At 38.9% G+C, this 16,083-nt stretch carries 12 protein-coding genes; 11 read left to right on the plus strand and 1 reads right to left on the minus strand.

What is annotated here, in order from left to right:
* Positions 1-2: 2 nt before the first annotated feature.
* Complete coding sequence (gene ccmA, locus ACFIKJ_RS01035; protein ID WP_375625429.1) at positions 3-614, minus strand: heme ABC exporter ATP-binding protein CcmA; 612 nt, start codon at positions 612-614, stop codon at positions 3-5.
* 296 nt (positions 615-910) lie between these two features.
* Between ccmA and acnA the strand changes: the two genes are divergently transcribed.
* The 11 genes from acnA to gpsA all read left to right on the plus strand — a co-directional run bounded on the left by acnA (position 911) and on the right by gpsA (position 15,103).
* Positions 911-3,598: an aconitate hydratase AcnA gene (acnA, locus tag ACFIKJ_RS01040; protein ID WP_375626254.1), complete on the plus strand. Its 2,688-nt coding sequence runs from the start codon at positions 911-913 to the stop codon at positions 3,596-3,598.
* A 237-nt stretch (positions 3,599-3,835) separates the two neighbouring features.
* The gene (rpsT, locus tag ACFIKJ_RS01045; RefSeq protein WP_375625427.1) at positions 3,836-4,102 is read left to right on the plus strand and encodes a 30S ribosomal protein S20; all 267 of its coding nucleotides are present in this window, start codon (positions 3,836-3,838) and stop codon (positions 4,100-4,102) included.
* Between the two features lie 700 nt (positions 4,103-4,802).
* Positions 4,803-6,374: a chromosomal replication initiator protein DnaA gene (dnaA, locus tag ACFIKJ_RS01050; RefSeq protein WP_375648581.1), complete on the plus strand. Its 1,572-nt coding sequence runs from the start codon at positions 4,803-4,805 to the stop codon at positions 6,372-6,374.
* 186 nt (positions 6,375-6,560) lie between these two features.
* A complete protein-coding gene (dnaN, locus tag ACFIKJ_RS01055; RefSeq protein ID WP_375626259.1) occupies positions 6,561-7,682 on the plus strand; it encodes a DNA polymerase III subunit beta in 1,122 nt (373 codons plus the stop codon).
* Positions 7,683-7,702: 20 nt separating this feature from the next.
* A complete protein-coding gene (gene recF, locus ACFIKJ_RS01060; protein ID WP_375625424.1) occupies positions 7,703-8,836 on the plus strand; it encodes a DNA replication/repair protein RecF in 1,134 nt (377 codons plus the stop codon).
* 55 nt (positions 8,837-8,891) lie between these two features.
* Complete coding sequence (aroQ, locus tag ACFIKJ_RS01065; RefSeq protein ID WP_375625423.1) at positions 8,892-9,344, plus strand: type II 3-dehydroquinate dehydratase; 453 nt, start codon at positions 8,892-8,894, stop codon at positions 9,342-9,344.
* A gap of 130 nt (positions 9,345-9,474) precedes the next feature.
* Positions 9,475-10,446, plus strand: a complete 972-nt coding sequence (gene cyoA / locus ACFIKJ_RS01070) for a ubiquinol oxidase subunit II (RefSeq protein WP_273787465.1) — start codon at positions 9,475-9,477, stop codon at positions 10,444-10,446.
* A 75-nt stretch (positions 10,447-10,521) separates the two neighbouring features.
* Positions 10,522-12,540 (plus strand): cytochrome o ubiquinol oxidase subunit I, encoded by a 2,019-nt coding sequence (cyoB, locus tag ACFIKJ_RS01075; RefSeq protein WP_273787464.1) that lies wholly within the window; start codon positions 10,522-10,524, stop codon positions 12,538-12,540.
* Positions 12,537-13,205, plus strand: a complete 669-nt coding sequence (locus tag ACFIKJ_RS01080; RefSeq protein ID WP_375619284.1) for a cytochrome (ubi)quinol oxidase subunit III — start codon at positions 12,537-12,539, stop codon at positions 13,203-13,205. The genes cyoB and ACFIKJ_RS01080 overlap by 4 nt, the downstream gene beginning before the upstream one ends.
* Complete coding sequence (cyoD, locus tag ACFIKJ_RS01085; RefSeq protein WP_375626263.1) at positions 13,205-13,696, plus strand: cytochrome o ubiquinol oxidase subunit IV; 492 nt, start codon at positions 13,205-13,207, stop codon at positions 13,694-13,696. The genes ACFIKJ_RS01080 and cyoD overlap by 1 nt, the downstream gene beginning before the upstream one ends.
* A 399-nt stretch (positions 13,697-14,095) precedes the next feature.
* Positions 14,096-15,103, plus strand: a complete 1,008-nt coding sequence (gene gpsA, locus ACFIKJ_RS01090; protein ID WP_375625419.1) for an NAD(P)H-dependent glycerol-3-phosphate dehydrogenase — start codon at positions 14,096-14,098, stop codon at positions 15,101-15,103.
* Positions 15,104-16,083 lie beyond the last annotated feature (980 nt).

Genomic DNA, 16,083 nt, shown 5'->3' on the forward strand with positions numbered 1-16,083 from the left:
TCCTAGAGAGGTAAAAATTTTTCCAGAGCGATTTTATGGTTTTCTGGAATACCTAGGGAATTATGAGTTGCAGCGATAATCATACCACCTTGATTGAGATGACGCTGGAAAATACGAGCAAGGAGTTTTTGAGCATGGTTATCAAGCCCAGATATTGGTTCATCTAAAATCCAAAGAGGACGATAGGAGAGCAAAAGGCGAGCAATAGCTACGCGTCTTTGTTGTCCAGTTGATAGAGCTTTAAAGGGTAAATGTTCAAGGTTAGAAAGACCAATATCGGCAAGAACCTCATGCACAAAGCGTAAATGTTGACCGTAAAAATCTGCCCAAAATTGCAAATTGTCAATGACAGATAAGAGAGGTTTCATAGCATTTTGAGGACCAAGATAATGACACGCAGTTGCAACAGGGTATATTTGATCATGGTCTTTAAGTATTATATGACCTTCAGCAGCTTCAAGAAGACCGACAATGATTCGGAGTAATGTAGACTTTCCGATACCATTAGGACCGGTGATTGTCATCAGTTGCTGTGAAAATAAACAAAAAGAAAGACCTTTAAACAGAATTTCCTCGTTTCTGTAAGCGGCTAAATCTTTGCCTGATAACACCATGTGATTACCTATTTTGTTTTTATTTTCATATTCTTTATTGCATTATAGAATAAAAAACACATTTTTTGTGCAATTGTACCTAGAATAGTTCTAGAAATAGTTCTATAAGGGATACCTTACATCAATATCTGGTGTAAAATGGTTTCTGGCGCTGATTTCCGCATTTGCCTATGAGAGGTGGAGGGGGAAATGGATAGCGGAGGTGATAGCGTCTGCGCTCAAGCTGCGACCTTGAATCGTAGTTTGTGTTGTTCATTCCTGGAAATTGGGTGGTTATAGTATGAGGGTGGACAGTCATGACTCAAATTGATAGCTTTAATTGTCGCAGAGTATTAAATGTTGGTGGCAAAGAATATACTTATTATAGCTTGATCGAAGCGGAGAAGAATGGGCTTGAAGGTGTTTCTCGTTTACCGTTTTCGATGAAAGTTATTCTCGAAAATTTATTGCGATTTGAAGATGGTCGCACAGTTAAAAAAGAGGATGTCCTCAATGTTGCTAAGTGGTTAAACGACAAAGGGAGCGCTGGGGCAGAAATTGCTTACCGTCCTGCACGTGTTCTTATGCAGGATTTTACAGGTGTTCCAGCAGTTGTTGATCTTTCTGCAATGCGTGATGCTATGGTTAAACTTGGCGGTAACGCTGAAAAAATCAATCCTCTCATTCCCGTTGATCTCATCATTGATCACTCAGTTATTGTTGATGCTTTTGGCAATTCCATGGCTTTTAAGGAAAACGTTGAGCATGAATATGAACGCAATGGTGAACGCTATCGTTTCCTTAAATGGGGGCAGCAAGCCTTTCAAAATTTTCGCGTTGTTCCTCCAGGAACAGGGATTTGTCATCAGGTTAACCTAGAATATTTAGCACAATGTGTATGGATGAAGAATGAAGAGGGCTGTGAGACGATTTATCCTGACACCTGTGTGGGAACTGATTCGCATACGACTATGGTGAATGGTTTAGGGGTTTTAGGTTGGGGTGTTGGTGGTATTGAAGCAGAAGCAGCAATGTTAGGTCAACCTGTTTCTATGTTGTTACCTGAAGTGATTGGTTTTCGTCTAACAGGTAAACTTAAAGAAGGTGTAACAGCCACCGATCTCGTATTGACGGTGACTCAAATGCTACGCCGGAAGGGTGTTGTCGGTAAATTTGTTGAGTTTTTTGGTCCTGGTTTGGAGCAGATGACGCTTGCTGATCGGGCAACGATTGGAAATATGGCACCTGAATATGGAGCGACGTGTGGTTTTTTCCCAATTGATAAGGAGACAGTGCGTTATCTCAATATGACAGGACGTGATGAAAATCGGATTGCCTTAGTAGAAGCTTACACCAAAGCACAAGGGATGTGGCATGACGAAATGGTGGCTCATCCCATTTTTAGTGATACAATTGAATTGGATATGGGAACTGTTGTTCCTTCTATGGCTGGTCCTAAACGTCCTGAAGGACGTATTGCATTGGAAAACGTTGGGCAGGGTTTTGAGAAGGCATTGGTCGAAGACTATAAGAAGACTTCTGAACAAGATAAGCGTTATCAGGTCGAGGGTGAAGAATATACGCTTGGTCACGGTGATGTGGTGATCGCTGCGATTACGTCGTGTACGAATACATCGAATCCAAGTGTTCTTATTGCAGCGGGTCTTTTGGCACGAAATGCTGTGGCAAAAGGTCTCAAGAGCAAGCCATGGGTAAAAACTTCTCTTGCACCTGGTTCACAAGTTGTTGAAGCTTACCTTCAAAATTCGGGTCTGCAAAAAGATTTAGATGCATTAGGATTTAACTTAGTAGGATTTGGGTGCACAACATGTATTGGGAATTCTGGTCCTTTGCATCCAGCTATTTCCAAAACGATTAATGACAATGGTATAGTTGCATCTGCAGTTCTTTCAGGAAATCGTAATTTTGAAGGGCGTGTTTCCCCTGATGTGCAAGCGAATTATTTAGCTTCACCACCGTTAGTTGTTGCACATGCGCTCATCGGGACGGTGTGTAAAGATTTAACCAAGGAACCTCTTGGTGAAGATTCAAATGGCCAACCCATTTATTTGAGAGATATTTGGCCAACTTCTCAAGAAATACAGGAATTCATCGAAAAAAATGTCACGCGTAAGGTTTTTGCTGAAAAGTATGCAGATGTTTTTAAGGGAGATGAAAATTGGCAAAAAGTTCAGATTCCTACGGGTTCTACCTATTCTTGGGATGAGCAATCCACCTATGTACGCAATCCACCTTATTTCGATGATATGCAGAAAACACCTGATATCTTACCAGATATTAAAGATGCACGGATTTTAGGTTTATTTGGTGATAAAATCACGACGGATCATATTTCTCCTGCTGGTTCTATTAAAGCAGCTTCTCCTGCCGGAAAATATTTAATGGATCATGGTGTTAAAGTGGCTGATTTTAATCAGTATGGAACGCGTCGTGGGAATCACGAAGTTATGGTGCGTGGGACCTTTGCCAATATTCGCATTCGTAATTTCATGTTGGGAGAAAATGGTCGAGAAGGAGGTTATACGGTTCATTATCCGTCAGCGGTAGAACAAGCCATTTACGATGCGGCAATGGCGTATAAACAAGAAGGTACTCCACTCGTTGTTTTTGCTGGTATTGAATATGGCAATGGATCATCGCGCGATTGGGCAGCCAAAGGCACCAATCTTCTTGGTATAAAAGCAGTGATTGTACAGTCTTTTGAAAGGATTCATCGCTCTAATCTTGTTGGTATGGGCATTGTTCCCTTTGTCTTTGAGGAGGGTGTAAGTTGGACATCTTTAGGCTTAAAGGGAGATGAAAAGGTGACAATTGAAGGAATTCATAACTTGAAACCTCGTCAAAAGACAGTAGCGAAAATTACTTTTTCTGATGGTACGATAAAAACCGCTCCGTTATTATGCCGTATTGATACTGAAGATGAGCTAGATTATTTGCATCATGGGGGGATTTTGCAATATGTCTTGCGTAAGTTAGCCGTTTAAATTCTTTTATTTGTTAAGGAATGTCTATTATTAAGCTATAAAGCTGCGGATCAAAGAGTTTGGCTTCGTTTTTTTATGACTATCTTTGAAAATCTAATTGACGTTAGCTTTGGGATTGCGCTATAAGCCACACAGTTATAGGCAGCTTTATAGTTTTGCTTGGGTTGAATTTATTTATATTGGTAGAGTTGTTCTTTAGACTCATTTTACCAAGGTGTTGAAAGAGAGATTATATTTATGGCGAATACACCTTCTGCTCGAAAAGCGGTGCGCAAGGTTACGGCGCGCACACAGGTTAATAGGGCCCGCCGTTCGCGCGTTCGTACCTTTATACGTAAGTTTGATGATGCTTTAGCGGGTGGTGATAAGGCATCTGCAGAGATTGCATTTAAGAATTTTGAGCCTGAAATTATGCGTGCGGTTTCTAAAGGAGTTTTTCATAAAAATGCTGCTGCGAGGAAAGTATCGCGTTTAGCTAAACGTTTGAAGGCTCTCAGCGTTTAAGCTTTTTCTCCTTTATTGAGAATCAAGCCAGTATCCATGAGGATGCTGGCTTTTTGTTTATTATTTCAAAAAGTTTCTATCGAAAATAAGAATCGATAATGATTCTCCTCTTGAAAAAGGAGAGAAAGTTTATAGGAGGGGTATGGTTATCCACAAGCTTTGTGGATTTTTACAGAGTCTTTTTTGTCAAGCATTTTATTTTTTTTTTTAAATCTGAAGAGATTCTTTAATTGTTGGTAAATTTAGAGAAAAAAAATGAATTGAATCAATATTTTTTTCATTCCTCATTGATACAAGCATTTTTTTCGGGTTTTTTGATTTTATTTTGACCTCTTGCATTTTACCTCTGCTGTTTTGTATGGTTCTTATGAAGACTAAAAAGCATGAAGGGGTCACACCAGCACATTGTTCTGTATTTTGTTGAGTACAAGATGTTTTGACTTAGGCTTTTTGAAGCTTTTGTGCTGGGGAGGTTTTCTGACGATTTTTTAGTTTTCTGAATAGATATGTTTACCATTTTAGAAGGGTGGGTCATATCATGAGTGCAAGTAAATCTTATTGGTCATCTTTGTTAGTGGGGTTGTGATGAGGCTATCCTAGGGGAGGGTGAGTAATCTTATTTGGGGTAGGGCGTTTTGCCTTCGCTAGATTTATTTTAGCTGTTTGGCAGGACAGAATTTTATTTTTATCAGGATGAAAGATGGTGGATAAATTGAACTCTAAAGCTAGTTCCTTTAAAAGGGTTTCGGTGAATATCCTGTCGGCAGAGAACATAATAAAGAATAGGATGACAGAGAGTGATGAGGACGTTTGTAGAAATGCTTCTATAGGGCATTCTATTGTTTCAGAGGAGGAAAGTGCGGCGGCTTTTATACGTGTTATGGCGCAATTAAAGGTGCAGGTTGGTGTTGAGGCTTATACCAGTTGGTTTGGACGTGTGAAGCTTGCTGAATATAGCCATACTCTTGTAAAGCTTTCTGTTCCTACAGCTTTTTTACGTTCATGGATTAATAATCACTATGGTTCTCTTTTGACTCATTTATGGAAACAAGAGAATTCAGCAATTCTTCGTGTTGAAGTTATTGTTCGTGGTATGGAACGCGTTTCAAGAGACGTCGTTTGTAAAAGAAGTGTTCCTTCTGCTGTGCTAGAGGAGCAAGCGACTTCATCTTTTGTTGAAAGTTGTGCAGAGCATTCAGTTAAGAGTTCTCAAACGGGAGTTTTTGGATCTCCACTTGATTCTCGCTATACTTTTGAAAGTTTTGTTGAGGGGGCTTCTAATCGTGTTGCTTTAGCAGCTGCGCGTTCAATTGCGGAGGGGCATAAAAGTGCTTTGCGTTTTAATCCTCTTTTTATTCACGCATCTGTTGGTTTAGGAAAAACACATTTGCTTCAAGCAATTGCTGCTTCTGCATTGAAGCGTTTAACGTCTGCGCGTGTTATTTATTTAACTGCTGAATATTTTATGTGGCGTTTTGCAACAGCTATTCGTGATAATGATGCTCTTTCTTTTAAAGAGCAGCTTCGTGATATCGACCTTTTGATTATTGATGATATGCAGTTTTTGCAGGGTAAGTCGATACAACATGAGTTTTGCCATTTGCTTAATATGTTGCTTGATAGTGCAAAACAAGTTGTTGTCGCTGCAGATCGTCCGCCAGCAGAATTAGAATCGCTTGATCTTCGCGTTCGTTCTCGTCTTCAGGGAGGGGTAGCTCTTGAAATTGAAGCACCAGATTATGAAATGCGTTTGCAAATGTTGCGCCAGCGGTTGAAGGTGGCACAACAAGATGATGGCATGGTATCAATTTCTGATGATATCTTGGAATATATTGCGAAAACGGTTTTAGGGTCGGGGCGTGATATTGAAGGTGCATTTAATCAGCTCTTGTTTCGCCAATCTTTTGAGTCTGATTTATCTTTAGAGCGGATTGATGAGTTATTAGGTCACTTGACACGTCCTGGTGAACCTAAGCGTATTCGGATTGAAGAAATTCAGCGTACGGTAGCACGTCATTATAATGTTTCTAAACAGGACTTGTTATCTAATCGTCGAACACGTACGGTTGTGAAGCCACGGCAAGTTGCAATGTATTTAGCAAAAGTATTAACTCCTCGCTCGTTGCCAGAAATTGGGCGTCGTTTTGGTGGACGTGATCATACAACAGTTTTACACGCTGTGCGTAAAATTGAAGATTTGGTTTGTGGTGATCAGACCTTGGCTAAGGAACTTGAATTGCTTAAGCGTTTGATTGGAGAACAGGCTGTATAGTGTTTATCGTTTCTTTCTTTGGAGAAACTTTAAAGAATTTAATGAAAAGATTTATTTTCTTCTTATGCAGGAGTGACTTGCCATTTTAAGAGAGGTTTAATAAAGTCTAGCAGGCGATTCTTTGAAGAGGATCTATTTTAATGCTAAGGAATTCTTATAGTTTTTAGTAAATCATACGGGGCTTTTATGCGTATTACAGTTGATCGCAGTCAATTTCTCAAGTCTCTTGGTCGGGTTCACCGTGTGGTAGAGCGCCGTAATACTGTTCCTATTTTATCGAATGTGCTGATTGATGCAGAAAATGGTCGTGTGCAGTTAAAAGCAACAGACCTTGATTTAGAGGTTACGGAATCTTTTGCAGTTAATGTTAAACAAGCTGGAGCAACAACTGTTCCAGCACATTTGCTCTATGATATCATTCGAAAACTTCCTGATAGCAATGAAGTTGTCTTATCCGTCGATGAGAATCAAGCAGGCACAATGTCTGTTGTTTCGGGTTGTGCACATTTTCAGCTTCAATGTCTTCCGAAGGCAGATTTTCCAGAGTCGCTTCCTGGGCAGTTTGGTTATCGTTTTTCTCTATCGGCATCAAGCTTAAAACATTTACTTGATTGTACGCAATTTGCTATTTCTACTGAAGAAACCCGTTATTATCTTAATGGTATTTATTTACATGTTATTAATGATGGTGTTTTGAAATTGCGTTTGGTTGCAACTGATGGTCATCGTTTGGCACAAGTTGAGATGGAAGCTCCTTCAGGAGTTGAGGGAATGCCCGGTGTTATTGTTCCCCGTAAAGCTGTAGGAGAATTGCAAAAACTTCTTTCAGAAGAAAATGATAGCGATGTATGTATAGAGCTTTCAGAGACAAAGATTCGTTTTTCTGTAGGTTCTGTGATTTTTACATCAAAATTAATTGATGGAACATTTCCGGATTATCAACGTGTTATTCCTCTTGGAAATGATAAAGAATTAATTGTTAATAGGCAGGACTTTTCTTCTGCAGTTGATCGTGTTTCAACGATTTCAAGTGATCGGGGGCGTGCAGTTAAATTAACGATTGAGCATGGACAGTTAAGGCTTGTTGTTAATAGCCCAGATTCGGGCAGTGCAGAAGATCAATTATCAGTAACTTATGCATCTGAACCGCTTGAGATAGGATTTAATTCACGTTATCTTTTGGATATTGCTGGGCAGCTTTCAAGTGACGAGATGGTTTTTATGTTGGCTGAGGCTGGAGCACCAGCTCTGATTCGTGATAATGATGATGCGGATGTGCTCTATGTACTGATGCCTATTCGCGTTTAGGGGCAATTGTTTTGCAATGTATGGCCAGTCATGTGCACAAAGTGGCAGTGAGGCAGCTGAAGCTTTTACGTTATCGCAATTATCCTTTTTTCAATATTCATTTTTCTGGTCAGCATGTGGTTTTTACCGGCCATAACGGTGCTGGTAAGACGAATCTTTTAGAGGCGTTATCTTTTCTTTCTCCTGGTCGTGGTTTGCGGCGTGCTGCTTATTCTGACGTTAGCTTTGTAGATGGTGGCGGTGGAGGATTTGTTGTATTTGCGCGTCTTGAATGCGCTCTTTATGGCGAAGTAAAGATTGGTACAGCTTTGGAGGTTAGCGATAACAGTCGAAAAGTCCATATTAATGGTGTGAATGAGTCGGGTGATTGCCTAACAGATTATTGTCATATTAGTGTCCTAACACCGTCTATGGATGGTCTTTTTACAGGTCCTTCGCTTGAGCGCCGTAGTTTTTTGGATCGTATGGTTTTGGCGATTGATCCCTTGCATAGGCGCCGCATAGCCGATTATGATAGAGCTATGCGCGCACGTAATCGTTTATTTTTAGATGGAAATGAAGATTGTGCTTGGTTTGATGCTTTAGAAAAGCAGATGGCAGAACTGGCGACAGCTATTTCTGCGGCGCGTGTTGATGTTATTCGTCTTTTAAATGATATGTTTACACAAATGCCATCACAGATACCTTTTCCACGAGCTTTTTTGCAAATTGATGGTTTTTTGGAAACAGCTCTTAGTGAAATATCAGCAATTGAAGTTGAAGAGCAATTTTGTGATCGATTACGGCATAATCGCGCAATGGACCGTGCTGCTGGTCGGACGTTAGAAGGACCACATCGCGCAGATTTGCAGGTTTTTTATGCTGATAAAAATATAGAAGCAACATCGTGTTCAACAGGTGAACAAAAAGCGCTGCTGACAGGTTTAGTTTTGTGTCATGCTCGTCTAACAGGTATGATGTCGGAAAAAGCCCCCATTCTTCTTCTTGATGAAATGGCTGCTCATCTTGATTCGCACCGACGTGCTGCTTTATTTGATATTCTTGATGATTTAGCTGTACAAACATTTATGACAGGAACAGATCGTCTTTTATTTGATGACTTAAAAGGACGCGCAGAATTCTTTGAGATTAAGGATGGGGCTTTATTGTCGTAAAAACATGCTAAATATTATTTTTAATAAGTGATAGGTCTAAAAGAAAAGGCATGCTATGTCTGAGATGATAACGATTTTAAATGGTCCTAATTTAAATTTTCTAGGTCAACGTGAGCCAGAAATTTATGGAACTGAGACTCTGGAAGATATTGAAAAAAGATGCAGAGAATGGGCAAAAAAAAATGATATCATAATAAATTTTTATCAAAGTAATTGTGAAGGGCAGTTGGTAGCATGGATACAAGAAGCAATAGAGGCAAGTTCTGGATTGATTATTAACCCAGCCGCTTACAGTCACACATCTGTTGCACTTCTTGATGCCCTAAAAATGTTTTCAGGGCCAAAAGTAGAAGTTCATTTATCTCATATTTACCAGCGTGAAGCTTTTCGTCACTACTCTTATACATCTGCAGGTGTAGACGCTATCATAACTGGGTGTGGAGGTGATGGATATTGGTTTGCACTTGAATATATTGCAAAACAATTAAGCAAAACAATTAAATTGTGATAGGTAAAGAATAAGCGTTTGATAAGAGTAATATAGGCATTGAATTCACTTGATAATTATTTTCAAATCTGTACAATACGAGGTATATATTTATGACAATTTTTGGTGCATATGACGGGGGTAAATAGAGATGAAAAGCTTTGTTCGACAATTAGAAATGCTTGTGATTTTAGGGGGAGCACTGCTTTTATCTGGTTGTAAAATTGATGTTATACAGCCATCAGGTTATGTTGCACGTCAACAGCTCATTTTGATAGTTGTTTGTGTGGTGGTGATGCTTTGTGTTGTCATCCCAGTTATGGTGAGTGTGGTATTTTTAGCTATAAAATATCGTGCATCGAATATGAAAGCGGACTATTCTCCTGATTGGGCGCATTCAAATAAAATTGAAGCGTTGATGTGGGGTATTCCAATTGTAATTGTAATGGTTTTAGGTTCATTAACAGCTTATTATACTTATAAGCTGGAACCTACAAATCCTCTCCCAGTGGAAGTTGTAGGTGAAGGAAAGCCATTACAGATAGATGCCGTTTCTCTTGATTGGAAATGGCTTTTTATTTATCCTGAATATGGTGTTGCATCGATTAATGAGATTTATGCACCTGAAGGGCGTCAAGTTTTATTGCAATTGACGTCAGAGAATTCTGTCAATGCTTTTTGGGTCCCCAAACTGGGTACAGTTCTTTACGCTATGCCGCAGATGAATGCTAAGTTGCATTTGGTCGCTGAAGAGCAAGGAGTATTCAAAGGAACCTCAGCAAATTACAGTGGTGATGGTTTTTCGAGTATGCGGTTTAAGTGGCATTCTGTGTCTTTGCAGGACTTTGAGGATTGGATTGTAAAAGCTCGGGCTAATGGTCGAGTACTTGATCGTGCATCTTATCGTCAACTTTCTATTGCGCCTCGTATGGGTGATATTGCTGCGAAGAAAAAAGATGCTGAAGTTCGTTATTTTGCACCTGTGGAGAAGCGCCTTTACTATCGTGTTGTTAATCGATGTGTCGATGAAAATACGGTATGTAATGAGGATTTAATGAAACGTGCTGCTGCTCAGACGCTATGGGGTGCACTATGTTCAGTATTTGATCCTGATGTTATTTAAAGAATCAGTAAAGAAAGAGCCCTTTTAACATAGGGTTTCTTTTAAACTTGAATTTCATTTGAAATGGGTTGAGAAATGTTTGGAAGACTTACAGATCCTACGGCAGGTGCTTTTCATGCACTTGCACATGAGCCGATCGTTTTATACACGTGTATTGCGATTGTTGTGGTTGGTTTAATTGCTGTTGTTGCTCTAACAGCACTTGGGTGGTGGGGGATTCTATGGCGAAATTGGATTACAACTGTTGACCATAAACGCATAGGCATTATGTACATAGTTCTTGGAATTATTATGCTTGTTCGCGGTTTTGCGGACGCACTCATGATGCGAACACATCAAGCTTTAGCTCTTGGGAGTGAAAGTGCAGGTTATTTGCCACCTGACCATTTTGATCAAATTTTTTCGGCGCATGGCACTATCATGATTTTTTTCATGGCTACGCCTATTTTATTTGGTCTTTTTAATTATCTTATACCGCTTCAAATTGGTGCGCGTGATGTTGCTTTTCCCTTTGCAAATAATCTAGGTTTTTGGATTACGGCTGCAGGGGCAATATTGATTAACATATCCCTAGGTGTTGGGAATTTTGGTCGTGGTGGCTGGTTGATGTATCCACCTTTTACAGAATTGCAAACGAGTCCAGATACAGGGGTAGACTATTATTTATGGTCACTTCAACTTTCTGGTATAGCGACAACAATGGGGGCGGTCAATTTTGTTGCGACTTTGATTAAGATGCGTGCTCCTGGGATGACGATGATGAGAATGCCTGTTTTTTGTTGGAGCGCTTTTGTTAGCAATGTCCTTATTTTAGTTATTTACCCTGTCTTAACTGTAGCATTTGCACTCTTGGCATGCGATCGTTATTTGGGCATGAATTTCTTTTCTAATGTTGGTGGCGGAAATCCGATGGTATGGATTAACTATGTTTGGGTTTTTGGTCATCCTGAGGTTTATGTTTTGGTTGTTCCTGCTTTTGGAATTGTTTCTGAGGTTGTATCAACTTTTTCTTCAAAACGCCTCTTTGGTTATACTTCGATGATATGGGCCATGTTGGTTATTTTGATTCTTTCGCTTCTTGTTTGGGGACATCATTTCTTCACAATGGGTGGCGGTGAAGCTGTGAATACTTTCTTTGGTATTGCGACAATGATTATTGCTGTTCCAACAGGTGTAAAAGTCTTTAATTGGCTGCTAACTATGTATAAGGGGCGGATTCGCTTTGAGCCTCCAATGCTTTGGTGCATGGGAATGATTTTTACATTTGTTGGTGGTGGATTAACTGGTGTTTTGTTATCTATTGTGCCAGCTGATTGGCAGTTTCATAATTCGTTGTTTTTGGTAGCGCATTTCCATCATACAATTATTGGTGGTGTCGTTTTTGCGTACTTAGCGGGGATTGCATTTTGGTTTCCAAAAGTTTTTGGTTATAAACCAAATCGAGCATTGGGTATTGCATCTTTCTGGTGTTGGTTCATTGGTTTTTACCTTGCCTTTTTCCCAGTCTATGCACTTGGTTTAATGGGTGGGACGCGTCGTCTCCAGCATTACATGGAACCTAGTTGGCAACCGATGTTTATGATTGCTGCATTGGGTGCTTTTATTATTTTGCTTGGTATCCTTTGTTTTGTGCTGCAAGTTGTTTTGGCGATTTGGTACGGTATCAAACATAAGGGACATTTACCTGTAACATTAAATGATTCTTGGGGTGATGCACGGACCCTTGAATGGTCTATCTCTTCACCGCCTCCTTCTTACAATTTTGCAATAGTTCCGAAAATACAGTCTGATGATGCTTATTGGAATATGAAGAAAAGTGGTTATCAACGTCCTACCAGTGGATTTACAAAAATTCATATGCCGTCCAATACATCGGCTGGAATTATTGCGGGATTTTTCTCATTAGTTGTTGGTTTTGCGCTTGTCTGGCATATTTGGTGGCTTGTTGCGGTCGGCTTGATTGGTTTTATTGCAACGCTTGTGTGTCATTCATTAACAGGTGACCATCATGGTTATTATATTCCGGCTGAAGAAGTACAAAAAACTGAAGATGCCTTTACAGCTGTTCTTAAAGAACAAGGAGTGACAGTATGAGTGCAGTAACAATGAATAAAGTGAGTGCTGTGGATGAACATCACCACGATAATAGTTCGGTAATGACGTTTGGTTTTTGGGTCTATATTCTCTCAGATTTGATCCTGTTTTCGACACTTTTTTCAAGTTTTGCTGTTTTTTCTGCTTCTTATGGTGGTGGTAAGGCGGGCAATGAGTTTATTGATTTAAAATTTGTTTTGGTTGAGACTGCTTTCTTGTTGTTTTCATCCGTCACTTATGGTTTTACAATGGTACAAGCACATAAAAATAACATCAGTGGTGTGCGTTTATGGATGGCTATTACCTTTGTATTTGGGTGTTGCTTCATTGGTATGGAACTTTACGAATTTCATGAACTTTTGGGTGAGGTCTTTTATTACGATCCAAATGCTTATGCTGGTATTGATCCTGCGACGGGTTTACAGCTTTTTGGACGGGAGATTCTCTCTGCTTATTGGTCAGCATTTTTTGCTTTGGTTGGCACCCATGGACTTCACGTAAGTGTTGGTCTTCTTTGGATGGTTGTGATGTTTTTTCATCTTCGTCGTAATGGCTTGGATCAGAACAATAAAACACGTTTAGCATGCCTTTCCATTTTTTGGCATTTACTTGATATTGTATGGGTTGGTGTTTTCACCATGGTTTATCTATTAGGAGCGTTGTGATGAGCATGCAAAATGAAACACATGGTCCCAGTACTGGTTCCTATTTGGTCGGCTTTATTCTGGCTGTATTTTTCACCCTAGGTTCTTTTGTTCCTGTGATGTATGGAATGATGGAAAGTTGGGCAGTTAGTACAAAAGTTGTGTATCTTATTGGGATGGCTATCATTCAGATTATAGTACAAATTGTTTTCTTTTTGCACTTGAACTCTGGTCCAGATGCCAAGTGGAATTTAAGCGCATTGTGGTTTGCTGCTATTTGCGTTTTTGTTATTATTGGGGGAACTTGGTGGGCTATCTCTCATTTGAATTATAATATGATGGGTGGTTCAGGACGTGTTATTGAACCGGAAATATCAAGTAGAGATGGTTCTTCAGTATCTGAGCAGTTATCAAACAAAGATATATCCGTAAGAAAACAGCCAGAAAAGATACAGGGCTCAGAAATGCCTATGGAGCAGGGGGGGCTAAGTACGCAGTCTCCTGTGGAGTAGTTGTTAGAAATATCTGTGGGAGCTGATGCGGCATGTATCAGCTCTTACAAGAAATTCGTAGGATATTAAAGAGAGGGGTAGGTACAAGATATCAGTGGAATGAGTATCATGATTTTGAATGTACTTTTATTTTAAAAGAGAAATTCCATGGAGTATTTAGTCAAGCCTTAATTTTTGAGATAAATAGCTGTTTGTAGGATATACAAAAAGTGATATTTATACAATTTACTACAAAGAAAGAGAATGTGAGAAACAAGTTTTTATGTTGTGTGAGATAAAAGCTACGAGGCGGTAACGTTTTTATGATTTACAGGATTTATATTAAAGATAGCATTAAAGTTATTTGTAATAATAATATGCCATTGAAATCAAAAATTTAGAGAATAATCAGAAAACTTAATGAAAACCGTTGCAATGACAGTTATTGGTGCTGGTTCTTTTGGTACTGCATTAGCGATTGCTCTTGCCCGTAATGGTCATAATGTTTTACTTTGGGGATATAAACCCCAACATATCAAAGAATTACAAGAACAACGTTGTAATAAAGTATATTTACCCGATATTCAATTTCCTGAAAATTTATTACTTGAAGCTTCGCTTGAAACTGCAATAGTAGCAAGTCACAATATATTAATCGCTGTTCCAAGCCATGTATTTCATCAAGTTTTGTATAACATTCAGCCTTATTTAGATCAGCATTCACGTGTTATTTGGGCAACAAAAGGTTTAGAACATGGTACCGGACGTTTCTTACAAGAGGTTGCTCGTGAGATTTTAGGTGAAAAAATTCCTTTAGCTGTTTTTTCTGGACCAACTTTTGCTCAAGAACTAGCTGTTGGTTGGCCTACTGCAATGACGATAGCAGCTTCTGATGTTGAGTTTGGTAAAGAATTGCAGCAACTTTTTCATTGTGACAAAAGTTTTAGAGTTTATAAAAGTTCAGATATGATTGGCGTTCAATTAGGGGGAGCAGTTAAAAATGTTATTGCTATTGGTGCAGGAATATCAGATGGCATGGGATTTGGGGCAAATGCACGAATAGCTCTCATCACACGAGGACTAGCTGAAATCAGTCGTTTAGGAGGGGCTATGGGTGCTGAGCTTTCCACATTTATGGGAATGACAGGCTTAGGTGATCTGGTTTTGACATGTACTGATAATCAGTCGCGTAATCGCCGTTTTGGAATACTTCTTGGTAAAGGAGTAGATATCAAAGAAGCGGAAAAACAAATTGGTCAGGTTGTGGAAGGGTACTTAAATACCAAGGAAGTACATACGTTGGCGCAACGTATTGGGATAGAAATGCCCATTGTAGAACAAATTTATCAAATTCTCTATTGTGGTAAAAACATAACTGAAGCGGCGAACGCATTACTAAGCCGTACTCTTAAGGATGAAATACAATGATATCCTGTTTTTTTAAATAATTCCAATTGTAAAAAATAGAAACATGCTATGATAGGCATATAAAATAGATTGTATTGATGGTTGTATAAGACAGTCATATTCTAGGAAATTATAGATTCATATCATTCGATTCTTTATGAAACATGGATGAAATATAAAAGTTTTGGCTTTTGTCTAAAAACTATCTCTTTGAAAATAAATTATCGTTTCCACTTACACATGTTTATGTAATATAATGAATTTATGCAATGTAATGAAGAAGATATTTTGATTTTCTCTTAAATTCATCTCACAATGATATTTGCAAACAGAATAATACAAGACTCATTAGGTGGAAGCATCTTATTTATTAACGTATAAGCTAAAAATATCATTGCTATTATCCAATTTTCAATATTATTTGCTGCGTGTAACAGCGTTTATATCTCGATAGGGGCAGGGATATCGTGTGTCTCTGTTTGTGTAATTCTTTAAAACAAGAAGACAATCTAATTTGGGAAGAAGATGAAATTTTAAAGATGAAAACCAGTTTCCATTTCTACCATCATTTTTAAATTCAGTTTTACGCTATCTAAAGCATATCTTTTAAATAATGGAGATTACCTCACACCTTGATGTGTCAGGTAAAATAGAACGCCCAAAATAAAACACTATTGCTGTTGTATATTTACGCGCTTGTTTTAAAGAGACCTCTCTTAAAACTCCCAAGCCCAATTCGCGACGGTGACCGTAAATAGTGTAACGATAAAGCCATTGTGCACGTCCCCATCTTTATGTTTATGAAGGAGGAAGCCGAGCATCATCACACATCCTACCTTGAGACAGCTCTTGGCACTTGAGCCTGTTCCGTAGAGATGTTTACGCCTTTTATTTTCTCACATGTCAATTCTGTTTTTTATATGCAAGAAATGACTTTTGGAATTATAAATTTGAAAATCTAAAATTGAAAAAATGTTATTGTACTTATTTGTGGCTGTCAT

The sequence above is a fragment of the Bartonella sp. PS7NMGDW genome, assembly GCF_042193585.1.
In the GTDB taxonomy this organism is placed as follows: domain Bacteria; phylum Pseudomonadota; class Alphaproteobacteria; order Rhizobiales; family Rhizobiaceae; genus Bartonella; species Bartonella grahamii.

Coding starts and splice junctions, on each gene's coding strand:
- ccmA (WP_375625429.1), bottom strand. CDS start 614: ATGGTGTTATCAGGCAAAGATTTAGCCGCTTACAGAAACGAGGAAATT.
- acnA (WP_375626254.1), top strand. CDS start 911: ATGACTCAAATTGATAGCTTTAATTGTCGCAGAGTATTAAATGTTGGT.
- rpsT (WP_375625427.1), top strand. CDS start 3,836: ATGGCGAATACACCTTCTGCTCGAAAAGCGGTGCGCAAGGTTACGGCG.
- dnaA (WP_375648581.1), top strand. CDS start 4,803: ATGGTGGATAAATTGAACTCTAAAGCTAGTTCCTTTAAAAGGGTTTCG.
- dnaN (WP_375626259.1), top strand. CDS start 6,561: ATGCGTATTACAGTTGATCGCAGTCAATTTCTCAAGTCTCTTGGTCGG.
- recF (WP_375625424.1), top strand. CDS start 7,703: ATGGCCAGTCATGTGCACAAAGTGGCAGTGAGGCAGCTGAAGCTTTTA.
- aroQ (WP_375625423.1), top strand. CDS start 8,892: ATGTCTGAGATGATAACGATTTTAAATGGTCCTAATTTAAATTTTCTA.
- cyoA (WP_273787465.1), top strand. CDS start 9,475: ATGAAAAGCTTTGTTCGACAATTAGAAATGCTTGTGATTTTAGGGGGA.
- cyoB (WP_273787464.1), top strand. CDS start 10,522: ATGTTTGGAAGACTTACAGATCCTACGGCAGGTGCTTTTCATGCACTT.
- ACFIKJ_RS01080 (WP_375619284.1), top strand. CDS start 12,537: ATGAGTGCAGTAACAATGAATAAAGTGAGTGCTGTGGATGAACATCAC.
- cyoD (WP_375626263.1), top strand. CDS start 13,205: ATGAGCATGCAAAATGAAACACATGGTCCCAGTACTGGTTCCTATTTG.
- gpsA (WP_375625419.1), top strand. CDS start 14,096: ATGAAAACCGTTGCAATGACAGTTATTGGTGCTGGTTCTTTTGGTACT.